Origin of the sequence: Verrucosispora sp. SN26_14.1, from assembly GCF_004307965.1 — a bacterium.
Taxonomy (GTDB): Bacteria; Actinomycetota; Actinomycetes; order Mycobacteriales; family Micromonosporaceae; genus Micromonospora.
On the sequence record NZ_SISL01000020.1, the window covers coordinates 1 to 21,211 of the forward strand.

The 21,211-nt window shown below is 70.6% G+C and carries 19 protein-coding genes; 3 read left to right on the forward strand and 16 right to left on the reverse strand.

Annotated elements, in window-relative coordinates; all coding sequences use genetic code 11:
- Positions 1 to 149: 149 nt before the first annotated feature.
- Positions 150 to 1,229 carry an adenosine deaminase gene (locus EYA84_RS04055; protein WP_131051648.1) on the reverse strand — a complete coding sequence of 360 codons (1,080 nt, stop codon included), beginning with the start codon at positions 1,227 to 1,229 and terminating at the stop codon, positions 150 to 152.
- A gap of 74 nt (positions 1,230 to 1,303) precedes the next feature.
- On the opposite strand from EYA84_RS04055, the gene EYA84_RS04060 reads away from it, so the two are divergent.
- Positions 1,304 to 2,293, forward strand: coding sequence for a putative RNA methyltransferase (locus EYA84_RS04060; protein ID WP_131051649.1), 990 nt, complete (start codon positions 1,304 to 1,306; stop codon positions 2,291 to 2,293).
- Here EYA84_RS04060 and EYA84_RS04065 read toward each other — a convergent pair.
- The 11 genes from EYA84_RS04065 to EYA84_RS04115 form a co-directional block, all read right to left on the reverse strand.
- Positions 2,290 to 2,970, reverse strand: a complete 681-nt coding sequence (locus tag EYA84_RS04065; protein ID WP_131051650.1) for a DUF4272 domain-containing protein — start codon at positions 2,968 to 2,970, stop codon at positions 2,290 to 2,292. The two genes, EYA84_RS04060 and EYA84_RS04065, sit on opposite strands and share 4 nt — an antisense overlap.
- 108 nt (positions 2,971 to 3,078) lie before the next feature.
- Entirely contained in the window at positions 3,079 to 4,359 is a 1,281-nt protein-coding gene (locus EYA84_RS04070) for a thymidine phosphorylase (RefSeq protein ID WP_131051651.1), read from the reverse strand.
- The gene (locus EYA84_RS04075) at positions 4,356 to 5,069 is read right to left on the reverse strand and encodes a cytidine deaminase (protein ID WP_131051652.1); all 714 of its coding nucleotides are present in this window, start codon (positions 5,067 to 5,069) and stop codon (positions 4,356 to 4,358) included. The genes EYA84_RS04070 and EYA84_RS04075 overlap by 4 nt, the downstream gene beginning before the upstream one ends.
- A 16-nt stretch (positions 5,070 to 5,085) precedes the next feature.
- Positions 5,086 to 6,369, reverse strand: a complete 1,284-nt coding sequence (locus EYA84_RS04080) for an ABC transporter permease (RefSeq protein WP_131051653.1) — start codon at positions 6,367 to 6,369, stop codon at positions 5,086 to 5,088.
- Between the two features lie 3 nt (positions 6,370 to 6,372).
- A complete protein-coding gene (locus tag EYA84_RS04085; protein WP_131051654.1) occupies positions 6,373 to 7,695 on the reverse strand; it encodes an ABC transporter permease in 1,323 nt (440 codons plus the stop codon).
- Positions 7,696 to 7,851: 156 nt separating this feature from the next.
- Positions 7,852 to 9,729, reverse strand: a complete 1,878-nt coding sequence (locus tag EYA84_RS04090) for an ABC transporter ATP-binding protein (protein ID WP_343232750.1) — start codon at positions 9,727 to 9,729, stop codon at positions 7,852 to 7,854.
- A gap of 19 nt (positions 9,730 to 9,748) precedes the next feature.
- Positions 9,749 to 10,813: a BMP family protein gene (locus EYA84_RS04095; RefSeq protein WP_131051681.1), complete on the reverse strand. Its 1,065-nt coding sequence runs from the start codon at positions 10,811 to 10,813 to the stop codon at positions 9,749 to 9,751.
- Between the two features lie 274 nt (positions 10,814 to 11,087).
- A complete protein-coding gene (locus tag EYA84_RS04100) occupies positions 11,088 to 11,429 on the reverse strand; it encodes a hypothetical protein (protein WP_131051655.1) in 342 nt (113 codons plus the stop codon).
- Positions 11,430 to 11,479: 50 nt separating this feature from the next.
- Entirely contained in the window at positions 11,480 to 12,340 is an 861-nt protein-coding gene (locus tag EYA84_RS04105; protein ID WP_131051656.1) for a sugar ABC transporter permease, read from the reverse strand.
- Positions 12,340 to 13,359, reverse strand: a complete 1,020-nt coding sequence (locus tag EYA84_RS04110) for a carbohydrate ABC transporter permease (protein WP_131051657.1) — start codon at positions 13,357 to 13,359, stop codon at positions 12,340 to 12,342. Before EYA84_RS04110 ends, EYA84_RS04105 begins: the two co-directional genes overlap by 1 nt.
- Positions 13,360 to 13,459: 100 nt before the next feature.
- Positions 13,460 to 14,764 carry an extracellular solute-binding protein gene (locus EYA84_RS04115; RefSeq protein ID WP_131051658.1) on the reverse strand — a complete coding sequence of 435 codons (1,305 nt, stop codon included), beginning with the start codon at positions 14,762 to 14,764 and terminating at the stop codon, positions 13,460 to 13,462.
- 326 nt (positions 14,765 to 15,090) lie between these two features.
- Between EYA84_RS04115 and EYA84_RS04120 the strand changes: the two genes are divergently transcribed.
- Positions 15,091 to 16,173, forward strand: coding sequence for a LacI family DNA-binding transcriptional regulator (locus EYA84_RS04120; protein WP_236145581.1), 1,083 nt, complete (start codon positions 15,091 to 15,093; stop codon positions 16,171 to 16,173).
- Positions 16,174 to 16,378: 205 nt separating this feature from the next.
- On the forward strand, positions 16,379 to 18,010 hold the full coding sequence (locus EYA84_RS04125; protein WP_131051660.1) for a glycoside hydrolase family 13 protein: 1,632 nt from the start codon (positions 16,379 to 16,381) through the stop codon (positions 18,008 to 18,010).
- A gap of 129 nt (positions 18,011 to 18,139) precedes the next feature.
- On the opposite strand, the gene EYA84_RS04130 is transcribed toward EYA84_RS04125, so the two are convergent.
- From EYA84_RS04130 to trpS, 4 genes are read right to left on the reverse strand one after another with little or no spacing between them, the layout of a single operon-like run.
- Positions 18,140 to 18,577, reverse strand: coding sequence for a hypothetical protein (locus tag EYA84_RS04130; protein WP_131051661.1), 438 nt, complete (start codon positions 18,575 to 18,577; stop codon positions 18,140 to 18,142).
- Positions 18,578 to 18,633: 56 nt separating this feature from the next.
- Positions 18,634 to 19,557 carry a YihY/virulence factor BrkB family protein gene (locus EYA84_RS04135; protein WP_131051662.1) on the reverse strand — a complete coding sequence of 308 codons (924 nt, stop codon included), beginning with the start codon at positions 19,555 to 19,557 and terminating at the stop codon, positions 18,634 to 18,636.
- 3 nt (positions 19,558 to 19,560) lie between these two features.
- Entirely contained in the window at positions 19,561 to 20,106 is a 546-nt protein-coding gene (locus tag EYA84_RS04140; protein WP_236145582.1) for a 2'-5' RNA ligase family protein, read from the reverse strand.
- A gap of 49 nt (positions 20,107 to 20,155) precedes the next feature.
- On the reverse strand, positions 20,156 to 21,181 hold the full coding sequence (gene trpS, locus EYA84_RS04145) for a tryptophan--tRNA ligase (RefSeq protein WP_131051664.1): 1,026 nt from the start codon (positions 21,179 to 21,181) through the stop codon (positions 20,156 to 20,158).
- Between the last annotated feature and the right edge of the window lie 30 nt (positions 21,182 to 21,211).

Below are 21,211 nucleotides of genomic sequence, written 5' to 3' on the forward strand. Positions count from 1 at the left end.
GCGTGACGCTGCTGCGGGCCGAGCCGGCCGTGCTGCGCCGCCAGACCGGACTGGGCGCGGAGGCCGCCCGCGCCCGGGAGATCCTGCGTCAGGTCGCCGGTCTGCACCGCCCCGGCCACCCACCGGCCCGGTGAGCCGGCGCCGCAGACTCAGGCCAGCAGCTTGGCGTACGCGGGCTTGATGACCTCGTCGATGATCCGGAGCCGCTCGTCGAACGGGATGAAGGAGCTCTTCATCGCGTTGATGGTGAACCACTGCACCTCACGCCAGCCGTAGCCGAACGCCTCGCAGAGCAACGCCATCTCCCGGGACACCGAGGTGCCGCTCATCAGCCGGTTGTCGGTGTTCACGGTGACCCGGAACCGCAGGTCACGCAGCAGCCCGATGGGGTGCTCGGCGATCGACGCAACGGCACCGGTCTGCACGTTGGACGACGGGCAGAGCTCCAACGGGATCCGCTTGTCCCGCACGTACGCGGCCAGCCGGCCGAGCACCGGCTCCGCGCCGACGGTGATGTCGTCCACGATGCGTACGCCGTGGCCCAGCCGGTCGGCTCCGCACCACTGGATCGCCTGCCAGATGGAGGGCAGCCCGAACGCCTCACCGGCGTGGATCGTGAAGTGGAAGTTCTCCCGCTGGAGGTACTCGAAGGCGTCCAGGTGCCGGGTGGGCGGGAAACCGGCCTCGGCACCGGCGATGTCGAACCCCACCACCCCGTGGTCGCGATGGCGAACCGCCAGCTCCGCGATCTCCTGCGAGCGCGCCGCGTGCCGCATCGCGGTGAGTAGCGTGCCGACCCGGATCGGCGTACCGGCCTCGGCGGCGAGCGCACTGCCCTCGACGAACCCGGCCAGCACCGCCTCGACCACCTCGTCCAGGCTCAGACTGCGTTCCAGGTGCTGCTCCGGGGCGAAGCGCACCTCCGCGTAGACCACCCCGTCCGCGGCGAGGTCCAGTGCGCACTCCCGGGCCACCCGGCGCAGCGCCGGAGCGGTCTGCATCACGGCCACGGTGTGCGCGAACGTCTCCAGGTAGCGCTCCAGCGAACCCGAGTCGGCCGCCGCCACGAACCAGCGCCCCAGCTCCGCCGGGTCGGTGGTGGGCAGCTCGTGACCGACCTCGGCGGCCAGCTCGACGATCGTCGCGGGCCGCAGACCGCCGTCCAGGTGGTCGTGCAGCAACGCCTTCGGCGCCTTGACGATGTCCTCATACCCGATGTTCGCGGCCATGACCAGACCCTAGTCCGCAGCGGACCGCTGGGTACGCTCGGGAGCGTGGATCTGGCCTGCGACCTGCTGTGGTGATGGAAACTCGCGTCGTCGAGCGGCTGCGTTGCCCGGTCTGCGCAGACCCACTGGGCGAGGTCTCCGCCGGTGCCGCCGGCACGTTGACGTGTCCGCGTCGGCACAGCTTCGACATCGCCCGGCAGGGCTACGTCAACCTGCTCGCCGGCCGCGCCCCGCACGGCGGGGACAGCGCGGAGATGGTCGCCGCACGGGCGGACTTCCTCGCCGCCGGCCACTACGACCTGATCTCCGCCGCCCTCGCCGAGGCCGCCACCCGCGTCACCGGGCAGGCCGCCACCCCGCACCCAGGTGTCCCGCGCTGCCTTTGCTCTGCTTCAACGGACGCACCGGTTTCCGGGCGTGTCTGTTGCGCCGAGGTAAGCAGAGCAAAGGGGCCGCACCAGGATGTCCCGACCGACGACGTCGGGGCGTACCCGCTGGTGGTGGAGGCGGGCGCCGGCACCGGTCGGCACCTCGCCGCGGTGCTGGCGGCGCTGCCGGCGGCCGTCGGTCTCGCCCTGGACGTCTCGAAGCCCGCGCTGCGCCGGGCCGCCCGGGCGCACCCCCGGATCACCGCGGCGGTCGCCGACACCTGGCAGCGTCTGCCGCTGACGGACGCGTCGACGGCGCTGCTGCTGAACGTCTTCGCGCCCCGCAACGGCGCCGAGTTCCACCGGGTCCTCGCACCGACCGGGCGGCTGCTGGTGGTGACGCCGGCCGTCGACCACCTCACCGAGCTGGTCGACGCGCTCGACCTGCTCCGGGTCGACCCGGCCAAGGCGGACCGGGTCGCCGCCGGCCTCGGCGGGCACTTCGTCGAGGAGTCGCACACCGCGCACCGACAGGAGCTGCGCCTGACCGGTGCGGACGTGCGGACACTCGTCGGCATGGGACCGAGCGCCTGGCACACCGACCCGGCCGGGCTGGCCGACCGGATCACCGCCCTCGGCGAGCCGGTCCGGGTGACCGTCTCGGTCCGGCTCGGCGTGTACCGCCCGCGTCCCTAGGTGGAGAGGTCGACCTCTTCCCAGCCCGGGGGCTCGTCGTGGTACGGCCCGCGCAGCATCACCGCCCACTCCAGCGCCCAACGGCGCTGGCCGATGGCGTTGGCGTCCACCAGCCCCGGCAACAACCGCCCGGCCCGGCTCACCTCCAGGTACGCCCAGTCCAGGCAGTAGTGCAGGTCAAGCAGGGCGGCGGCGTCGGCCGGATGCTGCGGCGCGGTCAGGATGCGGGCCTGCCAGCGCCGGAAGGTCTCCCCCTCGACGATGTTCGGCAGACGCTCCACCAGCCGCTCGTCCACCGGCAGCGTGGGATCGAGCTGCTTGGTCAGGCCGAGCACCCAGGTCAGGGCGAAGAGCGCGTCGTGGTGCAGCACGAACGAACGGTGGTCGCCCTTGGCGCCGGTGACGAACTGGAACTCCGGCGGGGTGACCATCTCCAACAGGTGCGACGCCAGCAACCAGCTCATCGCCGCCTGCGGCGGCATACCGAAGCAGCGCGCCTGGATCAGGTGCAGGACGGCGATCCGCGCCTCGACCTCCGGGGTCGGCCGCAACTCGATCTCGTCGCCGGGCTCCCACACCAGCGGGAACTGCGGTGGCGGCAGTGGCAGCCGCAGCCGGGACAGCTCCTCCAGGCTCGCTTCACGCACCTCGCGAGGGTCGGGAGCAGGCACGATCACGGCAACATCCCTGTCTGGTCATGATGTCTCGGGCGCCGATTGTCCCCCCTGGCCTGCGAGGATAGCGGCCAGACCGGCCCGGCACCATGGGGCGCGACCAGGGCGGACTCACTCCACCCGTTCGAGGACCAGTGGATTCGGGACCGACGGTGTCGCCGCGAGAGTCACCGCCCGGGCCGCCTCCGCCAGCGCCCCCGGAATCCTCTCCGGACTCTCGGAACGCAGCTCGTAGAGAGGGTCACCGGCCCGCACCGGGTCACCGGGCCGCTTGTGCAACAGCACCCCGGCGGGGACGCTGACCGGGTCCTCCTTGCGCGCCCGGCCGGCGCCGAGCCGCCACGCGGCCACCCCCATGGCGTACGCGTCGACGGTCGCGACGTAGCCGTCCGTCTCGGCGCGCACCACCTCGACCTCGGGCGCGGTGGGCATGGGCGCGTCGGGGTCACCGCCCTGTGCGCGGATCATCGACCGCCACACGTCCATCGCCCGCCCGTCGCGCAGGGCGGCGGCGGGATCGGCGTCGGGCAGCCCGGCGGCGTCGAGCATCTCCCGGGCCAGTGCCAGCGTCAGTTCCACCACGTCGGCCGGGCCACCGCCGGCCAGCACCTCGACCGACTCGGTGACCTCGACCCCGTTGCCGATGGCCAGGCCGAGCGGCGTCGACATGTCGGTGAGCAGGGCGACCGTGCGGACGCCGTGCGCGCCGCCCAGCTCCACCATGGTCCGGGCCAGCTCACGGGCATCGTCGACCGACTTCATGAACGCGCCGGAGCCGACCTTCACGTCGAGGACCAGCGCGCCGGTGCCCTCGGCGATCTTCTTGCTCATGATCGAGCTGGCGATCAGCGGGATCGCCTCGACCGTGCCGGTGACGTCCCGCAACGCGTACAGCTTGCGGTCGGCCGGGGCCAGCCCCGACCCGGCGGCGCAGATCACCGCCCCGAGATCGCGCAGTTGGGCGGTGAACTCCTCGTTGCTCAGCGCGGCCCGCCAGCCCGGGATCGACTCCAGCTTGTCCAGCGTGCCGCCGGTGTGCCCGAGGCCGCGCCCGGAGAGCTGCGGCACCGCCGCGCCACACGCGGCCACCAGTGGGGTGAGCGGCAGGGTGATCTTGTCACCGACACCGCCGGTCGAGTGCTTGTCCACGGTCGGCCGGGACACCGACGACAGGTCGAGCCGCTCGCCGCTGGCGATCATCGCGGCCGTCCACCGGGCGATCTCCGGTCCCGTCATGCCGTTCAGCAGGATCGCCATGGCCAGCGCCGACATCTGCTCGTCGGCCACCGCCCCCCGGGTGTACGCGTCCACCACCCAGTCGATCTGCGCGTCGGAGAGCACTCCCCCGTCCCGCTTCGCCCGAATCACGTCAACCGCAGTAAACACACTCACCCTTGAGTCCCATCCCACCGCACCGGAATCTCCACCGGCGGCTCACCCTCACCGGCCCAGAAGATCGTCCCCGACGCGTCCACCACCACGACCCGGGGCGTACGCGCCAACCCCCAGGTGATCGCCTCCGCCGGGTCGTCCCAGGTCGGCGCCTCCTCCAGCACCCCGGTCTCGGCGCCCGCGTCGTCGCCGGCCGACCGTTCCCAGTAGGCCGTCCAGATCTGCTGGCCGGCGGAGAGGTCGGGGTGCACGAAGACGGTGCCGCGTCCGCGCCAGGCGGCCAGTCGGTCGGGGACCACCGGCACCGGCCGTTCCCGGGTGACCGCGTCGAGGTCGGCCACGTCGAAGGCGTGCGGCAGCAGCTCCGCCATCCGCAGCGGACCGCCCCTGGCCTCGATCAGACACTCCGGCCCGCCCTGTTCCCAGAGCAGTTGCCGGCAGCGCCCGCACGGCATCAGCGGCTCACCGGTGGCGTCGACGCAGGACAGCGCGACGATCCGGCCTCCGCCGGTGGCGTGCAGCGAGGAGACCACGCCGCACTCGGCGCAGAGCACCACACCGTACGCGGCGTTCTCGACGTTGCAGCCCACCACGACCCGGCCGTCGTCGACGAGTGCCGCCGCGCCCACCGGGAACTTCGAGTACGGCACGTACGCGTGCCGCATCACCTCGGTGGCGGCGGCGCGCAACCGCGCCCAGTCGATCTCCATGCTGCGCTCCCCTGGATCAGCCCTTGATGTACGGCTTGCCGTCGGCGGCGGGTGCCCGGACCCGGCCGACCAGCCCGGCCACGGCCAGGATCGTCGCCAGGTACGGCAGCATGGCCAGGAACTGGCCGGGGATGATGCTGTTGATCGCGCCCAGGTAGGTGGCCAACTGGTCGGCGAAGCCGAAGAAGAGCGCGGCGAGCAGCGCCCCCGTCGGGCTCCACCGACCGAAGATCAGTGCGGCCAGGGCGATGAAGCCCTTACCGCCGATCATGTTCTTGGTGAACGAGTAGAGCGCCAGCGTGTACGACGCGCCGCCGATGCCGGCCACCACCCCGGCCAGCAGTACGTTGCGGTAGCGCACCCGCAGCACCTTCACGCCCAGGGTGTCCGCCGCCGTCGGGTGCTCGCCGACCGAGCGGGTCCGCAGACCCCACCGGGTGCGGAACAGCGCGATGTGGATCACGAGCACCAGCAGCAGGGCGAGATAGAGGAAGATGTTCGCCTGGAACAGCGCCGGCCCGAGGACCGGGATGTCGGAGAGCAGCGGGATCTCCCAGTTGCTGAACCGGGGAGCGCTGTTGTAGCGCGCCGCGTCGGTCTGCATCAGCCGCTCGTAGAGGAAGCCGGTGATGCCGACCGCGAGCAGGTTCAGCACGATGCCCATGACCACCTGGTCGACCAGGTAGCGGATGCAGAAGACGGCGAGCAGCAGCGAGATGAACGCGCCGCCGATCGCGGCGGCGACCAGGCCCACCCAGATGCTGCCGCTGATGCTGCCGAACAGCGCGCCGCTGAACGCGCCCATCAGCAACTGACCCTCGATGGCCACGTTGACCACGCCGGAGCGCTCGCAGAGCACACCGGCCAGCGCACCGAAGATCAACGGCAGGGCGAGCAGGAACGTGCCGCGCACGATGTTGACCAGCGGCATGAAGTTCTGCCCGGTCGGTGCGGCGGAGACCTGCCAGCAGAGGAAGGAGAGCACGAAGGCGACCAGACCGACGGCGAGCACCGGGACGAACCAGCGCTTCGGCAGGCGGGTGGCGAGCATCGCCACCCCGGCGGCCAGCGCGATCAGTCCGAAGAGGACCGCGCCGACCGTCCCGTGGATCTCCAACGCGGCCCCGGCGGAGTCCTCGCTGAGCGTGAAGCGGGCCTGCTCACCGGTGGCGAGCGCGCCGAACAGCACGGTGGCCAGCAGGCCGAGGGCCGACAGCACCAGGCCCACCTTGCGGGTCCGGGTCCAGAAGCCCTCGTCGACCTGCGCGACCGCGACGTCGGGGACGGCCATGGTGGACATGCCTCACCAGCCCTTCGCGAGGCTCGTCTGCAACCGGGCGGCGCGGGCCGCCCGGAGCTGGAAGATCGCCTTCACCAGGGCCGGCGCGGCGATGAAGATGACGATCAGCGCCTGGAGCACGGTGACCAGCTCCAGCGAGATCCCCGAGTACGACTGCATCCGGTTGCCGCCGGCCTGCAACGCGCCGAAGAGCAGCGCGGCCAGCGCCACTCCCCACGGTTTCACGCGACCGAGCAGGGCTACCAGGATGCCGTCGAAGCCGATCTGCGCGACCACCAGCGGGGTCAGGGCGGCGGCCGTGGTGCCGAGCACCATCTGCGAGCCGCCCAGTCCGGCCAGCGCCCCGGCGAAGACCATGATCAGCACGTACGTCCGGGTGACGCTGATGCCGGCGGTGCGGGCGGCGTCCGGGTTGGCGCCGACCGCGCGCAGCTCGAAGCCGAGCGTGGAGCGGTTGAGCAGCCAGGCGACCGCCAGGGTGGCCAGCACGGCGAGGATGATCCCGGCGTGCGCCCGCAGCCCGTCCCCGAACAGCCGCGGCAGTTGGGCCGAGGCGTCCACCGGCCGGCTGATCGCGTCGGTGCGGTTCGGGTCCTGCACGCCGTTCTGCACGATCAGCCAGGTCAGGAAGTAGACCGCGATGTAGTTGAGCATGATCGTGTTGATCACCTCGTGGGCGCCGGTCCGCGCCTTGAGGATGCCGGGGATGAAACCCCAGATCGCGCCGCCGACCGCACCGGCCAGCACCGCGACCAGCAGGTGCAGGCCGGGCGGCAGCGGCAGCAGGAACCCGGCGAGCGCGGCCAGGATCACGCCCATGGTGGCCTGACCCTGGGCACCGATGTTGAACAGGCCGCCCCGGAAGGCGAGCGCTACCGACAGGCCGGTGAAGACCAGCGGCGCGGTGTAGGTGAGCGTCTCCGAGATGGGGCTCAGCGCCGCGTTGACGGTGGTGGCGGCCGGGTCGAAGACGCTGCCCTTGAACAGGTTCGCGTACGCCTCGCTGACCAGCGTCCAGCTCGCGTTGAGCGCGTCGGTGGGGCGGGCGGTGAAGTAGGCGTAGGTGCCCAACACGTCCGGATCAGAAATGATCATGAGGATGGCGCCGACCACCATCGCCAGCACCAGCGACAGCAGCGTCACGGTGAACGTGTTGGCCGCCCACAGGTTCTCCAGGAACAGCCGACCCAGGGTGGGCCGTCCCTGCGGGGACTGCCCGGTGGTGGCCGTCTCGGCGCGCTCGGTGTTGCCGATCGCCGTCCGGTTGGCCTGCTCCTCGCTCGCCGGTTCCTTGTCCGGCGAGCCAGGCTGGGAAGAAGTGGTCATGCCGGCACTCCGCTTCGCTCCGTACCGTCATGAGGCACAACCGCACTGAGCCTGATGATTCGCTCGCAGAGCTCGCTCATGCCGGCACTCCGCTTCGCTCCGTACCGTCATGAGGCACAACCGCACTGAGCCTGATGATTCGCTCGCAGAGCTCGCTCATGCCTTCTCGTCCTCGTTGCCGGGACCCTCGGGGGCCGGGGCCACGCCGTCGGTGGTGGCCGTGACGTCGCGGTCGGTGGTCGCGGTCGTGCCGTCGGCGCTCGCCGCGTCCGCGTCGGTCACCGCTGCGTCGTCCCGGTCGATGGTCGCCACGGCGGTGCCGCCGGCGGCTGGGGTGCTCTCCGGGGAACCGCCGGTCGCGTCGGGGGTGATGCCCGCCATCAGCAGACCGATCTCCTCGCGCGGGGTGTCCGGGCCGACGATGCCGATGACCCGGCCGCGATACATCACCGCGATCCGGTCGGCCAGCCCGATCACCTCGTCGAGTTCGCTGGAGACCACCAGCACGGCGGTGCCCACGTCACGCTCGCGGATGACCTGGCTGTGGATGAACTCGATCGAACCGACGTCCACGCCCCGGGTGGGCTGGGCGGCGATGAAGAGCTTGAGCGGCCGGGACAGCTCCCGTGCCACGATCACCTTCTGCTGGTTGCCGCCGGAGAGCGTGCCCACCGGCGCCTGCGCCGACGAGGTCCGGACGTCGAACTGGTCGATCCGCTCCTGCGCCGACTTCGCGATCGCGTCCGGCTTGAGCGACAGCCCGCTGCCGAACGGCGGCCGGTCGTAGATGTCCAGCACCAGGTTCTCGGCGACGCTGAACTCCTTGACCAGGCCGTCGACACTGCGGTCCTCGGGGACGTAGCCGACCCCGGCGCGCAGCACCTTCTTGGTGCTCCAGCCGTCGACCCGCTGACCGTCGAGGCTGATCGTCCCGGCGAGCACCGGGCGCAGCCCCATGACCGCCTCGATCAGTTCGGTCTGCCCGTTGCCCTGCACGCCCGCGACGCCGAGCACCTCGCCCGCGCGTACGGTCAGGTCGACGCCGTCCACCGCGCGGACCTGCCGGTCGTCGTCGACGACCAGGCCGGAGATCTCCAGCACCGGCTCGCCCGGCGTGGCCGGCGCCTTCTCCACGGTGAGCCGGACGCTGCGGCCGACCATCAGCGCGGCCAGCTCGTCCCGGCTGGCGTCGGGCGACGCGGTGCCCACCGTCTTACCGCGCCGGATCACCGTGATCCGGTCGGCGATCGCCTTGACCTCGCCGAGCTTGTGGGTGATGAACACGATGGACTTGCCGGCGGCCTTGAGCGACCGCATCACGGTGAGTAGTTCCTCGGTCTCCTGCGGGGTGAGCACCGCGGTGGGCTCGTCCAGGATGAGCAGGTCGACGTCGCGGGTCAGCGCCTTGACGATCTCGACCCGCTGCTGGACGCCGACCGGCAGGTCCTCGATCACCGCGTCCGGGTCGACCCGCAGGTTGTAGCGCTCCGAGACCTCGGCGACCTCGCGGCGCGCGCGGCGCCGGTCCAGGAATCCGGCGATGCCGCCGCGCACCTGTTCGGCGCCGAGCATGATGTTCTCGGTGACGGTGAAGACCGGTACGAGCATGAAGTGCTGGTGCACCATGCCGATGCCGGCGGCGATCGCGTCGGAGGGGCCGCGCAGCTTGAGCGGCGTGCCGTCGACCAGGATCTCGCCCTCGTCGGGCTGGTAGAGCCCGTAGAGGACGTTCATCAGGGTCGACTTGCCCGCGCCGTTCTCGCCGAGCAGGGCGTGGATCTCTCCAGGCTCCACCGTCAGGTCGATGTGGTCGTTGGCGACCAGATCACCGAACCGCTTGGTGATGCCGCGCAGTTCGAGTCTCAGCGCAACCTCCTGGAGTGCGAAGCGATGGTGCAGCGTAGCTGCTGGCGGACGGTGTGCGGCCGGGACCCGACCGGGGGCGCGGACCGGCCGCCCCGAGCGCGGGTCTCCCCGCGCCGGAGCGGCCGGATCATGGGCTCCGCGTACCGGTCGCCCCGGTGATCGTCTCACCGGGGCGACCGGTGACGGGTCACTTCGGCTGGGCGGCCGACTCGACCTTGACGGTGCCGGCGGCGATGTCCGCCTTGAGCTTGTCGACCTCGGCCTTGAGCTCGGCCGGGACCTTGCCTTCGAACTCGTGGTACGGGGCGATCGAGACGCCGTCGTTGGCCAGCGTGCCGACGAAGCCCTCCTCGGCGTTGAGCTTCTCGCCACCGGCGGCCTTGAGCACGGCCTCCTTGACGGCGCCCGGGATGTTCTTCACCACGGTGGTGATGATCGCCGAGCAGTCCGGCGTGCTCTCGCAGCCGTCGACGTCCACCCAGATGGTGTTGTACTTGCCGCCGGAGGCCTTGGCCGCACCGGTGGTGCCGAGGCCGGCGCCGCCGGCGACCGGCATGATGATGTCCGCGCCCTGGGCGACCAGCGCGTCGCTGACCTTCTTGCCCTCGTCCTGCTTGATGAAGTCGTTGGTGAAGGAGCCGTTCTGGGTCTCCTTGTTCCAACCCAGGGCCTGCACGTCGGCGCTCTTGGCCTGGTTGTAGTGCGCGACGCCGTCGACGAAGCCGTCCATGAAGATGGTCACCGGCGGGATCTTCATGCCGCCGTAGGTGGCCACCTTGCCGCTCTCGCTCATGCCGGCGGCGACGTATCCGGCGAGGAAGCCGGCCTGGGCGGTGTCGAACTCCATCGGGTAGACGTTGCCCACCCCGGGGTTGGCGTCGACGATCGCGAACTGCTGGTCCGTGTTCGCCTCGGCGATCTTCTTGGTGGCGTCACCCATCAGGCCACCGACGGCCAGGATGAAGTTGCAGTCCTGGTTCACGTACTGGGTGAGGTTCGGCTCGTAGTCCGCCTCGGCCTTGGACGCGACGTACTTGATGTCGACGTTGCTGTTCTCGGCCTTGGCTTCCTCGAGACCCTTCCAGGCCGAGGCGTTGAACGACTTGTCGTCGATGCCGCCGACGTCGGTGACCATACAGGCGACGTACTTCTCGCCGCCCGTACCGGCGTTGTTGTCCTCATCCGGGGCCTCGCCACAGGCGGCGGCGCTCAGTACGAGCCCACCCGCCGCGATGACCGAGGCGATCCGCATCCCACGCACCGAGCGCAAGACGTCTCCTTCCCACTGCACACCGCGTGGTTGCGGTGGCTCCCTTGAACCGGCTTGCGCTGTGCCGCCGGCATCCCACGTTACGGACGCAGAGCGTACGCCCGCGCCCACCTGCCGAACGACAATCGTGCAGGACTGTTGGAGGCCTGTTACCCGTACGTAATGCTCCGGTGGGGCAGATCACTCAGGGTGGCGACAGGCGGGCGAAGGTGCGTCCGTTAAGTCCCTTTCCGGCGGCGATCGACGGGCTCGCCGCTCACCGCCAGAAGACCGCGACAGCGGCGTTGACCAGGGTCAATCCCACGATGGCGAGGAAGTGCCCACGGTTCACCTCGTCCCGCTTGCGGGAGAAGAAGACCATTACGAAGATCAGCAGCGCGAACACCAGCTTCGTCACAAGCTTCGCCGGTGCCGGCTCGTCGCCGTCGCGCAGCGGGGCGGAGAGTCCGATGCCGGTGGCGAGTTGGATCACCGCGCCCCAGAGCATCGCGGCGTTGATCCGGATCTTGCCGGTGAGGTATTGGGCGATCGCGCCGCCGAGCAGCAGCGCGAAGCCGATCAGGTGGCCGTAGAGGAGGATGAGTCGAAGTGCTTCCACCCGACCCATCCTGCCCTATCAACGACGGTTTGTAGTAGAGGGCCTTCCGGTCAGCCCTTCGTGCCGCCCGCGGTCAGGCCGGAGACGAGGTGCTTCTGGGCGACGAAGAAGACCAGCCCGGCCGGGACGGTGACCAGGACGGCGGCGGCCGTCAGGTACTCCCACTGCGGGTTGAACTGCGGCACGAACTGCTGGAGGCCGTAGGCCAGGGTGAACTTGTTGTCGGTCTGGATGAAGGCCGACGCGTACGCCACCTCGCCCCACGCGGTGAGGAAGGTGTAGAACGCGGTGACCGCCACCGCCGGGCGGGCCAACGGCAGCACCACCCGCCAGAAGGTGGCGAACGGACCGCACCCGTCCAGCGCCGCCGCCTCGTCCAGCGAGGTCGGGATGGAGTCGAAGTAGCCCTTCAACATCCAGGCGCAGAACGGCACCGCGATGGTCAGGTACGCGATGATCAACGCGGGCATCGTGTTGATCAGCCCGAGCCGCGCCATGATCGTGTAGATCGGCACGATCAGGATGGCCACCGGGAACATCTGGGTGACCAGGAAGACCATCATCAGCGGCCGGCGACCCGGGAAGTTGAACCGGGACACCGCGTAGCCGGTGGTGGCCGACAGGAAGATGCCGATGCTCATGGTGAACGCCGCGACGATCACCGAGTTGAGGAACCACCGGGGGAAGTTGGTGCTGGTCAGCACGTAGCTGTAGTTGGCCAGCGTGGTGTCCCGGAACAGCGTCAGCTCGCTGCTCTGGATCGCGTACCCGGGCTTCAGCGACGACAACAGCACCCAGGCGATCGGGCCGACCGCGATCAGCGAGGCCAGGATCAACGTGCCGTGCAGCAGGACCGACTTCAGCGGCGAACGGCGACTGCGCGCCTGCGCGGGTCTGCGTGCCTGCGCCATCACCACACCTCGCCTTGCTTGCGCAGGGCCCGCCGGTAGAACATCGAGAACACCAGCAGGATCGACAGGATCAGTACGCCGTACGTGGAGGCGAGCGAGTAGTTGCGGATGCCCTCGAACGCCGCCCGGTAGGCACCGGTCACCAGGATCTCGCTCTGCCCTGCCGGCTGCCCCTCGGTCACCAGGAAGATGATCGGGAACATGTTGAAGGTCCAGATGGTGCCGAGCAGCACCACGGTCATGCTGACCGGACGCAGGCCGGGCAGGGTGATGTTGACGAACCGCTGCCACGGCGAGGCGCCGTCGATCTCGGCCGCCTCGTACAACTCGGACGGGATGGTCTGCATCCCGCCGAGCAGGGCCACCATCATGAACGGCACGCCGAGCCAGATGTTGGTGACGATGGCGGTCAGCAGCGCCGTCCACCGGTCGGCGAACCAGGAGACCGGGTCGATGCCGACCGCCGAGAGCAGGGCGTTGGCCAGGCCGAAGCGCTCGTTGAAGATGAACTTCCAGGCGAAGGCGCTGACGAAGGCGGGCACCGCCCAGGGCAGCACCAGCAGCACCCGGTACATGCTGCGGCCCCACATCGGCCGGTTGATCATGGTGGCCAGCCCGAGGCCGAGACCGAAGTGGCAGGCCACGCAGACGAACGTCCAGATCAGCGTGACGCCGGTCCACTGCCAGAAGTCGCCGACCTGGCCGGTGAGGACCCGGACGTAGTTGTCGAGGCCGACGAACTCCCACTTGTTGGGGTTGTCCCGGCACACCTCGCTGCCGGTGATCGACTTGGTGCAGATCTCGGCGACCTGGTTGGCCTCGGTGAGGTCGGTGAAGGAGAGCCAGATCCCGCGGAAGAGCGGGTAGAAGATCAGTACCGCCAGGACGATCACGACGGGCAGCACCATCGCCCAGGCGTACCAGTGCTTGTCCCAACTGCGGCGCAGCCGGGACGTTCGAGCGGACCGGCCGGGCGGCGTCGTGGACGACGGCGCCGGGTCGGCTGTCACGGTGGTCATCAGCGCTCCCGAGGAGAAGTCCGGCAGGGGCGCGCGACCGCGACGGCCGCGCGACCCTGCCGGGTGCCGAAAGGTCACCGGCCGGAGCCGGCGCGGACGGTCAGAGCCCGTAGCCGGGCACGACCTCGGCCTTGTACTTCCGGGCCACGGTGTCCAGCGCGGCCTTCGGGTCCTTGTTCTGGATCAGGACCTCGGTGGCCATCTGGTCGAGCGGGCCGAAGAACTGACCGGCCTCGGGGATCCACGGCCGGCCCACACCGGCCTCCACGACCGGCTGGAACGCGGCCACGACCGGATTGTTCTTCACCGCGTCGAGGGCGTACGCGGAGGTGCGGGTCGGCAGCAGGCCGAGCTTCTCGGAGAGGAACGCCTGAGACTCGGCGGAGCTCATGAACTTCACGAACGCGACGGCGGCGTCCACCTTCTCCTGCGGCATGCCGGACCAGATCACGTAGTTGTGGCCGCCGACCGGGCCACCGGCCCGCGCCGAGCCGCCCGGCACCGGGGCGACGCCGAGGTTCTCCAGGCCGCCGAAGCCGGGGGCCGTCGTGACGTTGTTGACCTCCCACGGGCCGTTGATGATCATGGCGACCTTCTTCTCCTTGAAGAGGGTCATCATGGTGCCGTAGGCGTCGTTGGCGGACGGCTTGGCAGCCGCACCGCTGGTGATCAGGTCCTTGGCGATCGCCAGTCCGGCCGCGTTCTGCTCCGAGTTGATGACGATCTTCTGGCTCGCGGTGTCGACCAGGTCGCCACCCTCGCCGTACATGAACGGCAGCATGAAGTAGCCGGCCGGGTTGACGTACACGCCCTCGGCGTCGGTCTTCTCCTTGACCGCCTGCGCGGCGGTCTTCAGCTCCGCCCAGGTCTTCGGCGGCGCGTCGACGCCGGCCTGGCTCAGCAGCTCCTTGTTGTACATCAGCGCCAGGCTGTCGGTGACCTGCGGGACGCCGTACGTCTTGCCGTCGAACCTGTTGGAGGCCAGCGGCGTCTCCAGGAAGTCCGAGGAGTCAGCGAGCAGCTCGGAGCCGTCCAGCGCGTAGAGGTAGCCCAGCGAGGCGAACTCCGGCACCCAGGCCACCTCGGCGCGGAGGATGTCCGGAGCGCCGCTCTTGGCCTGCGCGGCGGTCTTGAACTTGTTCTGCGCCTCACCGAACGGGACCGACTGATAGTTGATCTTCACGTTCGGGTGCGTCTGGTTGAACTTGGCGATCAGCTCCTGGAACGCGGGGCCCTCGTTCTGCGGGTCCGAGGTGTCCCACCAGGTCAGTTCTGCGGTGAGGGAAGCGGGGTCGACGGTGGACTGCCCATCAGCCGGGTTGTCCTCTCCGCCGCCGCAGGCGGCGACGGAGAGGGCGAGGGTGGCGGAGGCGAGTACGGCGATCCCCCTGGCTGTGCGACGCATGTTCGCTCCTAGATTCCTGCCGGGTGTCGGCGGGACAGTAGCAAGAACTTGCGTAACTCGAAACCCCTTGCGAACATCACCGCAACAACCGCGCTGGATCCGCAACCCGACCACTCCACAACTGCGGCTTTACCGGCATTTCCCAACGGTCCAGCCGCCCGCAGACGGCGACTGGATCACGCTCTGCACACCGGAAACACACCCACCGTCCCGATGGAGGCCGTTGCGACAGCGCCGATGTGAGAGCGAACCGCCGCCTGCTGCCCACTTCTGCAAGTTCTTGCCGACCACTGCGCAAGAAGTTGAGGGTGAGCTACAGTGCGGCCATGCGCGCTCGCCTGTCCGACATAGCCCAGCAGGCCGACGTCAGCGAGGCCACGGTGTCGCGGGTGCTCAACGACCGGCCCGGCGTGGCACCCGAGACCCGGCAGGCCGTCCTGACCGCCCTCGACGTGCTCGGCTACGAGCGCCCCGCCCGGCTCCGCAAGCGCAGCGCCGGGCTGGTCGGCCTGGTGGTGCCGGAGTTGGACAACCCGATCTTCCCCGCCTTCGCCCAGATCATCGAGTCGGCGCTGGCCCCGACCGGGTTCACCCCGGTGCTCTGCACCCAGACCCCCGGCGGTGTCCGCGAGGACGAGTACGTGGAGATGCTGCTCGACCGGCAGGTCTCCGGGATCGTCTTCGTCTCGGGGCTGCACGCCGACACCGCCGCCGACCACGACCGGTACCGCACCCTGATCGCCCGGCCGCTGCCGATCGTCATGATCAACGGATACGCCCCCGGCATCCCGGCGCCCTTCGTCTCCTGCGACGACCGCGAGGCGGCGGAGTTGGCCGTCTCGCACCTGGGCGCCCTGGGCCACCGTCGGATCGGCCTGATCACCGGGCCGGACCGGTTCGTGCCGGTGCAGCGCAAGGTCAGCGGATACAAGACCGCGATGGCGCGCCTCGTCCAGCTCGACGACGACGAACTGCGCGAGCTCACCGAACTCTCCCTGTTCGGCGTGGAGGGCGGCGAGGCCGCCGCCGGCCGCCTGATCGAGCGGGGCGTCACCGGGATCGTCTGCGGCTCGGACCTGATGGCACTCGGCGCGATCCGGGCCGCCCGGCAGCGCGGACTCTCCGTCCCGGAGGACCTGTCGGTGGTCGGTTACGACGACTCGCCGCTGATGGCCTTCACCGACCCGCCGCTGACCACCATGCGCCAGCCGGTGACCGCGATGGCGGTCGCCGCGGTCCGGGCCCTGGTGGACGAGATCAACGGCCACGCCGCCCCGCGTTCGGAGTACCTCTTCCGTCCCGAGCTGGTGGTGCGCGGCTCGACCGCGGTGGCCCGTCGGGACGACAGCGCCCCGCAGGGCGGCCAGGGTCGGCGACCGGCGTCGCCGGTGCTGTCGATCCCGGCGTGACGCCGGACACCTGCCACCTCCGCCTGGCGTGAAGGTCGGGCTGATTCCGGCCGCCTGCCGCCCTCGGAGCGGCACATCCACCGCCCCCCTTGCGCAAGAAATGCTTGACTCTTGCAGAGGCGGGGCGGCATCCTTCTCAGACACCCGCGCCACCTCGCCCACGCCCGGGTGCCGCCGTCCCGCACCACAGAACGGGGAACACCCGATGACCGCCAGCACTCCGTCGCCGCTGACCTCCGACGCCGACTGGTGGCGATCCGCCGTCGTCTACCAGGTCTACGTCCGCAGCTTCGCCGACTCCGACGGCGACGGCATCGGCGATCTCCAGGGCATCCGCGAACGTCTGCCCTACCTGCGTGACCTCGGGGTGGACGCGCTCTGGCTGACCCCCTTCTACACCTCGCCGATGGTCGACGGCGGCTACGACGTGGCCGACTACCGCGACGTCGACCCGATGTTCGGCACCCTCGGCGACTTCGAAGCGATGATCACCGACGCGCACGCGCTCGGGCTGCGGATCATCGTGGACCTGGTCCCGAACCACACCTCCGACCAGCACCCGTGGTTCCAGGCCGCGCTGGCCGCCGCCCCCGGCGCGGCCGAGCGGGCGCGGTACCTCTTCGCCGACGGCAGGGGTGAAGACGGTGCGCAGCCCCCGAACGACTGGGAGAGCATCTTCGGCGGCCCCGCCTGGACGCGGGTCGACGACGGCCAGTGGTATCTGCACCTGTTCGACCCGACCCAACCCGACCTGAACTGGCGCCACCGGGAGGTACGCGCCGAGTTCGAGGACGTCCTGCGGTTCTGGCTGGACCGGGGCGTCGACGGGTTCCGCATCGACGTGGCCCACGGCATGATCAAGGCGGAGGGCCTGCCGGACGTCGGCTTCAGCTCGATGACCACCGGCCGTCGCCAGTCCGAGTTGCTCGGCAAGGGCCGCCTGCCCTACTTCGACCAGGACGAGGTGCACGACATCTACCGCACCTGGCGTCCCATCCTGGACAGCTACCCCGGCGGCCGGATGGCCGTGGCCGAGGCGTGGGCGGAGACCCCGCAGCGACTGGCCCGCTACATCGGCCCGGACGAGCTGCACCAGGCGTTCAGCTTCGACTTCCTCGACGCCACCTGGTCGGCCGACTCGTTCCGCAAGGTGATCGACACCGCGCTGGGCGAGTCCACCATCGTCGGCGCCCCCACCACCTGGGTGCTCTCCAACCACGACCGGCAACGGCACGTCACCCGGTACGGCGACGGGGAGGTCGGGCTGCGCCGGGCCCGCGCCGCCGCGCTGCTGATGCTCGCCCTGCCCGGGTGCGCCTACCTCTATCAGGGCGAGGAACTGGGGCTGCCCGAGGTGCTCGACCTGCCCGACGAGCTGCGTCAGGACCCGGCCTTCCTGCGTACCGGCGAGAGCCGCGACGGCTGCCGGGTGCCGATCCCGTGGAGCGGTGACCTGGCACCGTACGGCTTCGGACCGGCCGGCAGCGCGCTGAGCTGGCTACCGGCCCCGGCGACCTGGCAGTCCCTCTCGGTCGCCGCCCAGGCCGGCGTGCCCGGCTCGACCCTGGAGCTGTACCGGGCGGCGCTGCGGATCCGGCACACCCATCCGGCACTGGCCGGCGTCGGCGGCATCACCTGGCGCCAGACCGGCCCGGACGTGCTCGCGTTCCACCGGGAGGTCGACTCCGTGGTGCTGACCTGCGTGGTGAACACCGGCGACTCGCCGGTGCTGATCGACGGGTACGGCACGCCGCTCGTGGCCAGCGCGCCGCTCACCGAACACGACGGCGGCCACCTGCTCCCGGGTGACACGGCCGCCTGGTTCGAACGGCGCTGACCGGGGTATCACCCCCGACGACCTGGTCCCCGCCGGGATGACCGGGACGACGACCCCTTGTGGTGGGGGGTGCGGTGCGGGCACCGGTGCCCGGACGACGACGTCCGGGCACCGGTGCCGGGTGGTTCGTCAGCCTCCGGGGAGCCGCGTCGCGATGCGGGCGAAGCCGGCCCGCAGTTCGTCCTCGTCCGGCACCGGCAGCGGCCCGCCCGTCTCCTCCCGCTCGGCCGCCGCCATCTCCTCCTCGTCGACGGTGTCCTCGTAGTCGCCGTACAGGTCGGCCTGGTCCACCCGGACCGTCTCGTCGGTGGCGGCGAGCTGCGCGGCGGCGATCTCACCACGGATCTGCGCCACGTTCACCGCCGGCACCAGCGGCTCGACCACCGCCATCAACGACTCCTCGGCCACCACCGCCTCGGCCAGCGCCAGCGCGTGCGGCCGCTCGTACGGCCCGCAGACCACCGGCTCCCACTCGTCGGCGTCTCCGAGCGGCCCGAACGTGATGATCCACGGCAGGTCGAGCATCGGTGAGTCGCTCGGCAGGTCCAACGTCACAAGTGCCCCCACGGGCCCATCATCGTCGGTGCCCGACGAGGTGGGGGCGGGTTCCCCACACATCACGGTCAACCGGCCCCGCCGGGGGTGCCGGGATCGCTCTCCACGTCGAGGTCGACGGGCCGGGGACGGCTCGCCAGGTCGACCACCTGGCCGCGTCGGCTGGTCGCGGCCAGCGCGGCACCGAAGAGCACCAACTGGTTGAGCAGGTAGAGATAGACCAGCAGGCCCACGGCGGTGGCCACCACGGTGTACGCCGGGTTGTGCTCCACCCGCCCCACCCAGAACCGCCCGACGGTGTTGAGCAGCGTGATGCCGACCGCGACGAGCAGCACCACCGGCCGCAACCGGGCCCGGCTCATCCGCAGCCGGGGCACCGCCACCAGCAGCAGCGTCGCCAGCACCGCGTTCACCACCACGCTGAGCACCGCGCTGACCGTGGTCAGCCCGACGGAGCCGGTGCTGCGCAGCAGGAACCGCAGCAGCGTCTCCAACGCGTCGACCGCCGCCACCGAGACGCCGAGCAGCACGAAGACCACGAGGAGTACGCCGAGGTCGACCAACCGGCGGACGACCAGGTTGCCGGGGTGCTGGTCCAGGCCGTGGATCAGCCGCTGCGAGGACCGGATCGCCTCCACCCAGCCGATCCCGGTCAGGATCAGGATCAGCAGGCCCACCACGCCGACGGTGCCACTGCTCTCGGCCACCTGCGCCGGATCGAGGAACGGCAGGTTCTCCCGGAGGAACTCCTCCGCCCCCGCGCGCAGCTCGTCGTTCTCGTCCAGGATCGCGCCGAAGGCCGCGTACGACACCAGGGCGAGGGCGAAGACCGCGAAGAAGCCGTAGTAGGCGATCGCGGCGGCCAACCGCCCGCCGTGCAGGTCGGTGTAGCGCACCCCGGCCCGCCACAGGTGCCCGAAGGCCGGGGAGCGGTGCCGGGCGCTCCGCAGGCCACGGTCGACGCCCGCCTCGACCCGTCCCAGCAGGTTCACCGGTCAGCCGCCCAGCCGGAAGTACCGGCGGGGCTGCCACCGCGTCTGCCCGCTGTGCGAGAACAGGGTGAAGCCCTCCACCTCGAACATCGCGGAGAAGTCGGCGAGGTCCTCGTACGCCCGGTCGAGGGCCTCCGGCGCGACGTCCTGCGCCACCGTCACGTGTGGATGGTAGGGAAAGCGCAGCTCACGGCGAAGTTGAGGGGCCGCGTTGATGGCGGCGGCGAGCAGTTCGCACTCGCTGATGCCGGCCGCCACCGTCACGAAGACCACCTGCGTCACCGGCCGGAAGGTGCCGGTGCCGCGCAGGTGCAGGGTGTACGGCAGGTGCTCGGCGGCGACCCGGTCGAGGTGCCCCTCCACCGCGGCCAGCGCGGACACCGGGATCTCGGTCGGCCCGAGCAGGGTGACGTGGGCCGGGACCGTGTTCGGGTCGCCGGAGGCCAGTCGGCGCCGGGTCAGCTCGCCGCCCCACGGCTCGGGGATGTCGACGGCGATGCCGATCTGGACGATGTCGTCGGTCGACGGGACACCGCTGCCCTGATCCACGCTCCGCGTCACCTCTCCGGCCACCGACTGCTCGCCCTCGCGCGGGCGACTACTCGCCGCGTACCGGCGGGAAGAAACCCACCCGCTCGTACGCGGTGCGCAGCGTGGGCGCCGCCACCGCCCGGGCCTTCTCCGCACCGCCCGCGAGGAGCTTGTCGAGCTGGGCCGGGTCGTCGAGGTACGCGCGGGTGCGCTGCTGGATCGGCGTGACGAACTCCCGCACCACCTCGCCGAGGTTCTTCTTGAGGTCGCCGTAGCCCTTGCCGGCGTACGCGGCGACCAGGTCGTCGATGCCGCGCCCGCTCAACGCGGAGAAGATGGTGAGCAGGTTGGAGACGCCCGGCTTGGTCTCGGCGTCGAAGATGATGTCCCGACCGGTGTCGGTGACCGCCGAGCGGATCTTCTTGGCCGAGCGGGCCGGGTCCTCCAGCAGGTCCACGATGCCGCCCGGGGAGGACGACGACTTCGACATCTTGGCCGTCGGGTCCTGCAGGTCGGTGATCTTGGCGGTCTCCTTCACGATGTGCGGCGCGGGCACCGTGAAGGTCTTGCCGAACAGCGAGTTGAACCGCTGCGCCAGGTCCCGGGAGAGCTCCAAGTGCTGCCGCTGGTCCTCGCCGACCGGCACGGCGTGGGCCTGGTAGAGCAGGATGTCCGCGGCCTGCAGGATCGGGTACGTGAACAGCCCGACGCTGGCGCGCTCGTTGCCCTGCTTCTGCGACTTGTCCTTGAACTGGGTCATCCGGCTCGCCTCGCCGAAACCGGTGATGCAGCCCAGCACCCAGGCAAGCTGCGCGTGCTCGGGCACCTGCGACTGCACGAACAGGGTGCAGCGTTCCGGGTCCAGCCCGACGGCGAGCAGCTGCGCGGCGGCCGTCCGCGACCGCTGGAGCAACACCTTCGGTTCGTGTCCCGCCGTGATCGCGTGCTGGTCGACCACGCAGTAGAAGGCGTCGTGCGACTCCTGCAACGCCACCCAGTGCCGGACCGCGCCCAGGTAGTTGCCGAGGTGGAACGAGTCGGCCGTCGGCTGGATGCCGGAGAAGACGCGCGGGCGGGCGGGAACGTCGGACATGCCGCCGATTCTGTCAGCAACACCCTGCGT

Excerpts from the sequence above, each read along its gene's own strand:
- EYA84_RS04120 (WP_236145581.1), top strand. The coding sequence starts at position 15,091 with ATGCGCGCTCGCCTGTCCGACATAGCCCAGCAGGCCGACGTCAGCGAG.
- EYA84_RS04085 (WP_131051654.1), bottom strand. The coding sequence starts at position 7,695 with ATGACCACTTCTTCCCAGCCTGGCTCGCCGGACAAGGAACCGGCGAGC.
- EYA84_RS04080 (WP_131051653.1), bottom strand. The coding sequence starts at position 6,369 with ATGTCCACCATGGCCGTCCCCGACGTCGCGGTCGCGCAGGTCGACGAG.
- EYA84_RS04075 (WP_131051652.1), bottom strand. The coding sequence starts at position 5,069 with ATGGAGATCGACTGGGCGCGGTTGCGCGCCGCCGCCACCGAGGTGATG.
- trpS (WP_131051664.1), bottom strand. The coding sequence starts at position 21,181 with ATGTCCGACGTTCCCGCCCGCCCGCGCGTCTTCTCCGGCATCCAGCCG.
- EYA84_RS04110 (WP_131051657.1), bottom strand. The coding sequence starts at position 13,359 with ATGACCACCGTGACAGCCGACCCGGCGCCGTCGTCCACGACGCCGCCC.
- EYA84_RS04060 (WP_131051649.1), top strand. The coding sequence starts at position 1,304 with ATGGAAACTCGCGTCGTCGAGCGGCTGCGTTGCCCGGTCTGCGCAGAC.
- EYA84_RS04055 (WP_131051648.1), bottom strand. The coding sequence starts at position 1,229 with ATGGCCGCGAACATCGGGTATGAGGACATCGTCAAGGCGCCGAAGGCG.
- EYA84_RS04095 (WP_131051681.1), bottom strand. The coding sequence starts at position 10,813 with ATGCGGATCGCCTCGGTCATCGCGGCGGGTGGGCTCGTACTGAGCGCC.
- EYA84_RS04105 (WP_131051656.1), bottom strand. The coding sequence starts at position 12,340 with ATGGCGCAGGCACGCAGACCCGCGCAGGCGCGCAGTCGCCGTTCGCCG.
- EYA84_RS04125 (WP_131051660.1), top strand. The coding sequence starts at position 16,379 with ATGACCGCCAGCACTCCGTCGCCGCTGACCTCCGACGCCGACTGGTGG.
- EYA84_RS04115 (WP_131051658.1), bottom strand. The coding sequence starts at position 14,764 with ATGCGTCGCACAGCCAGGGGGATCGCCGTACTCGCCTCCGCCACCCTC.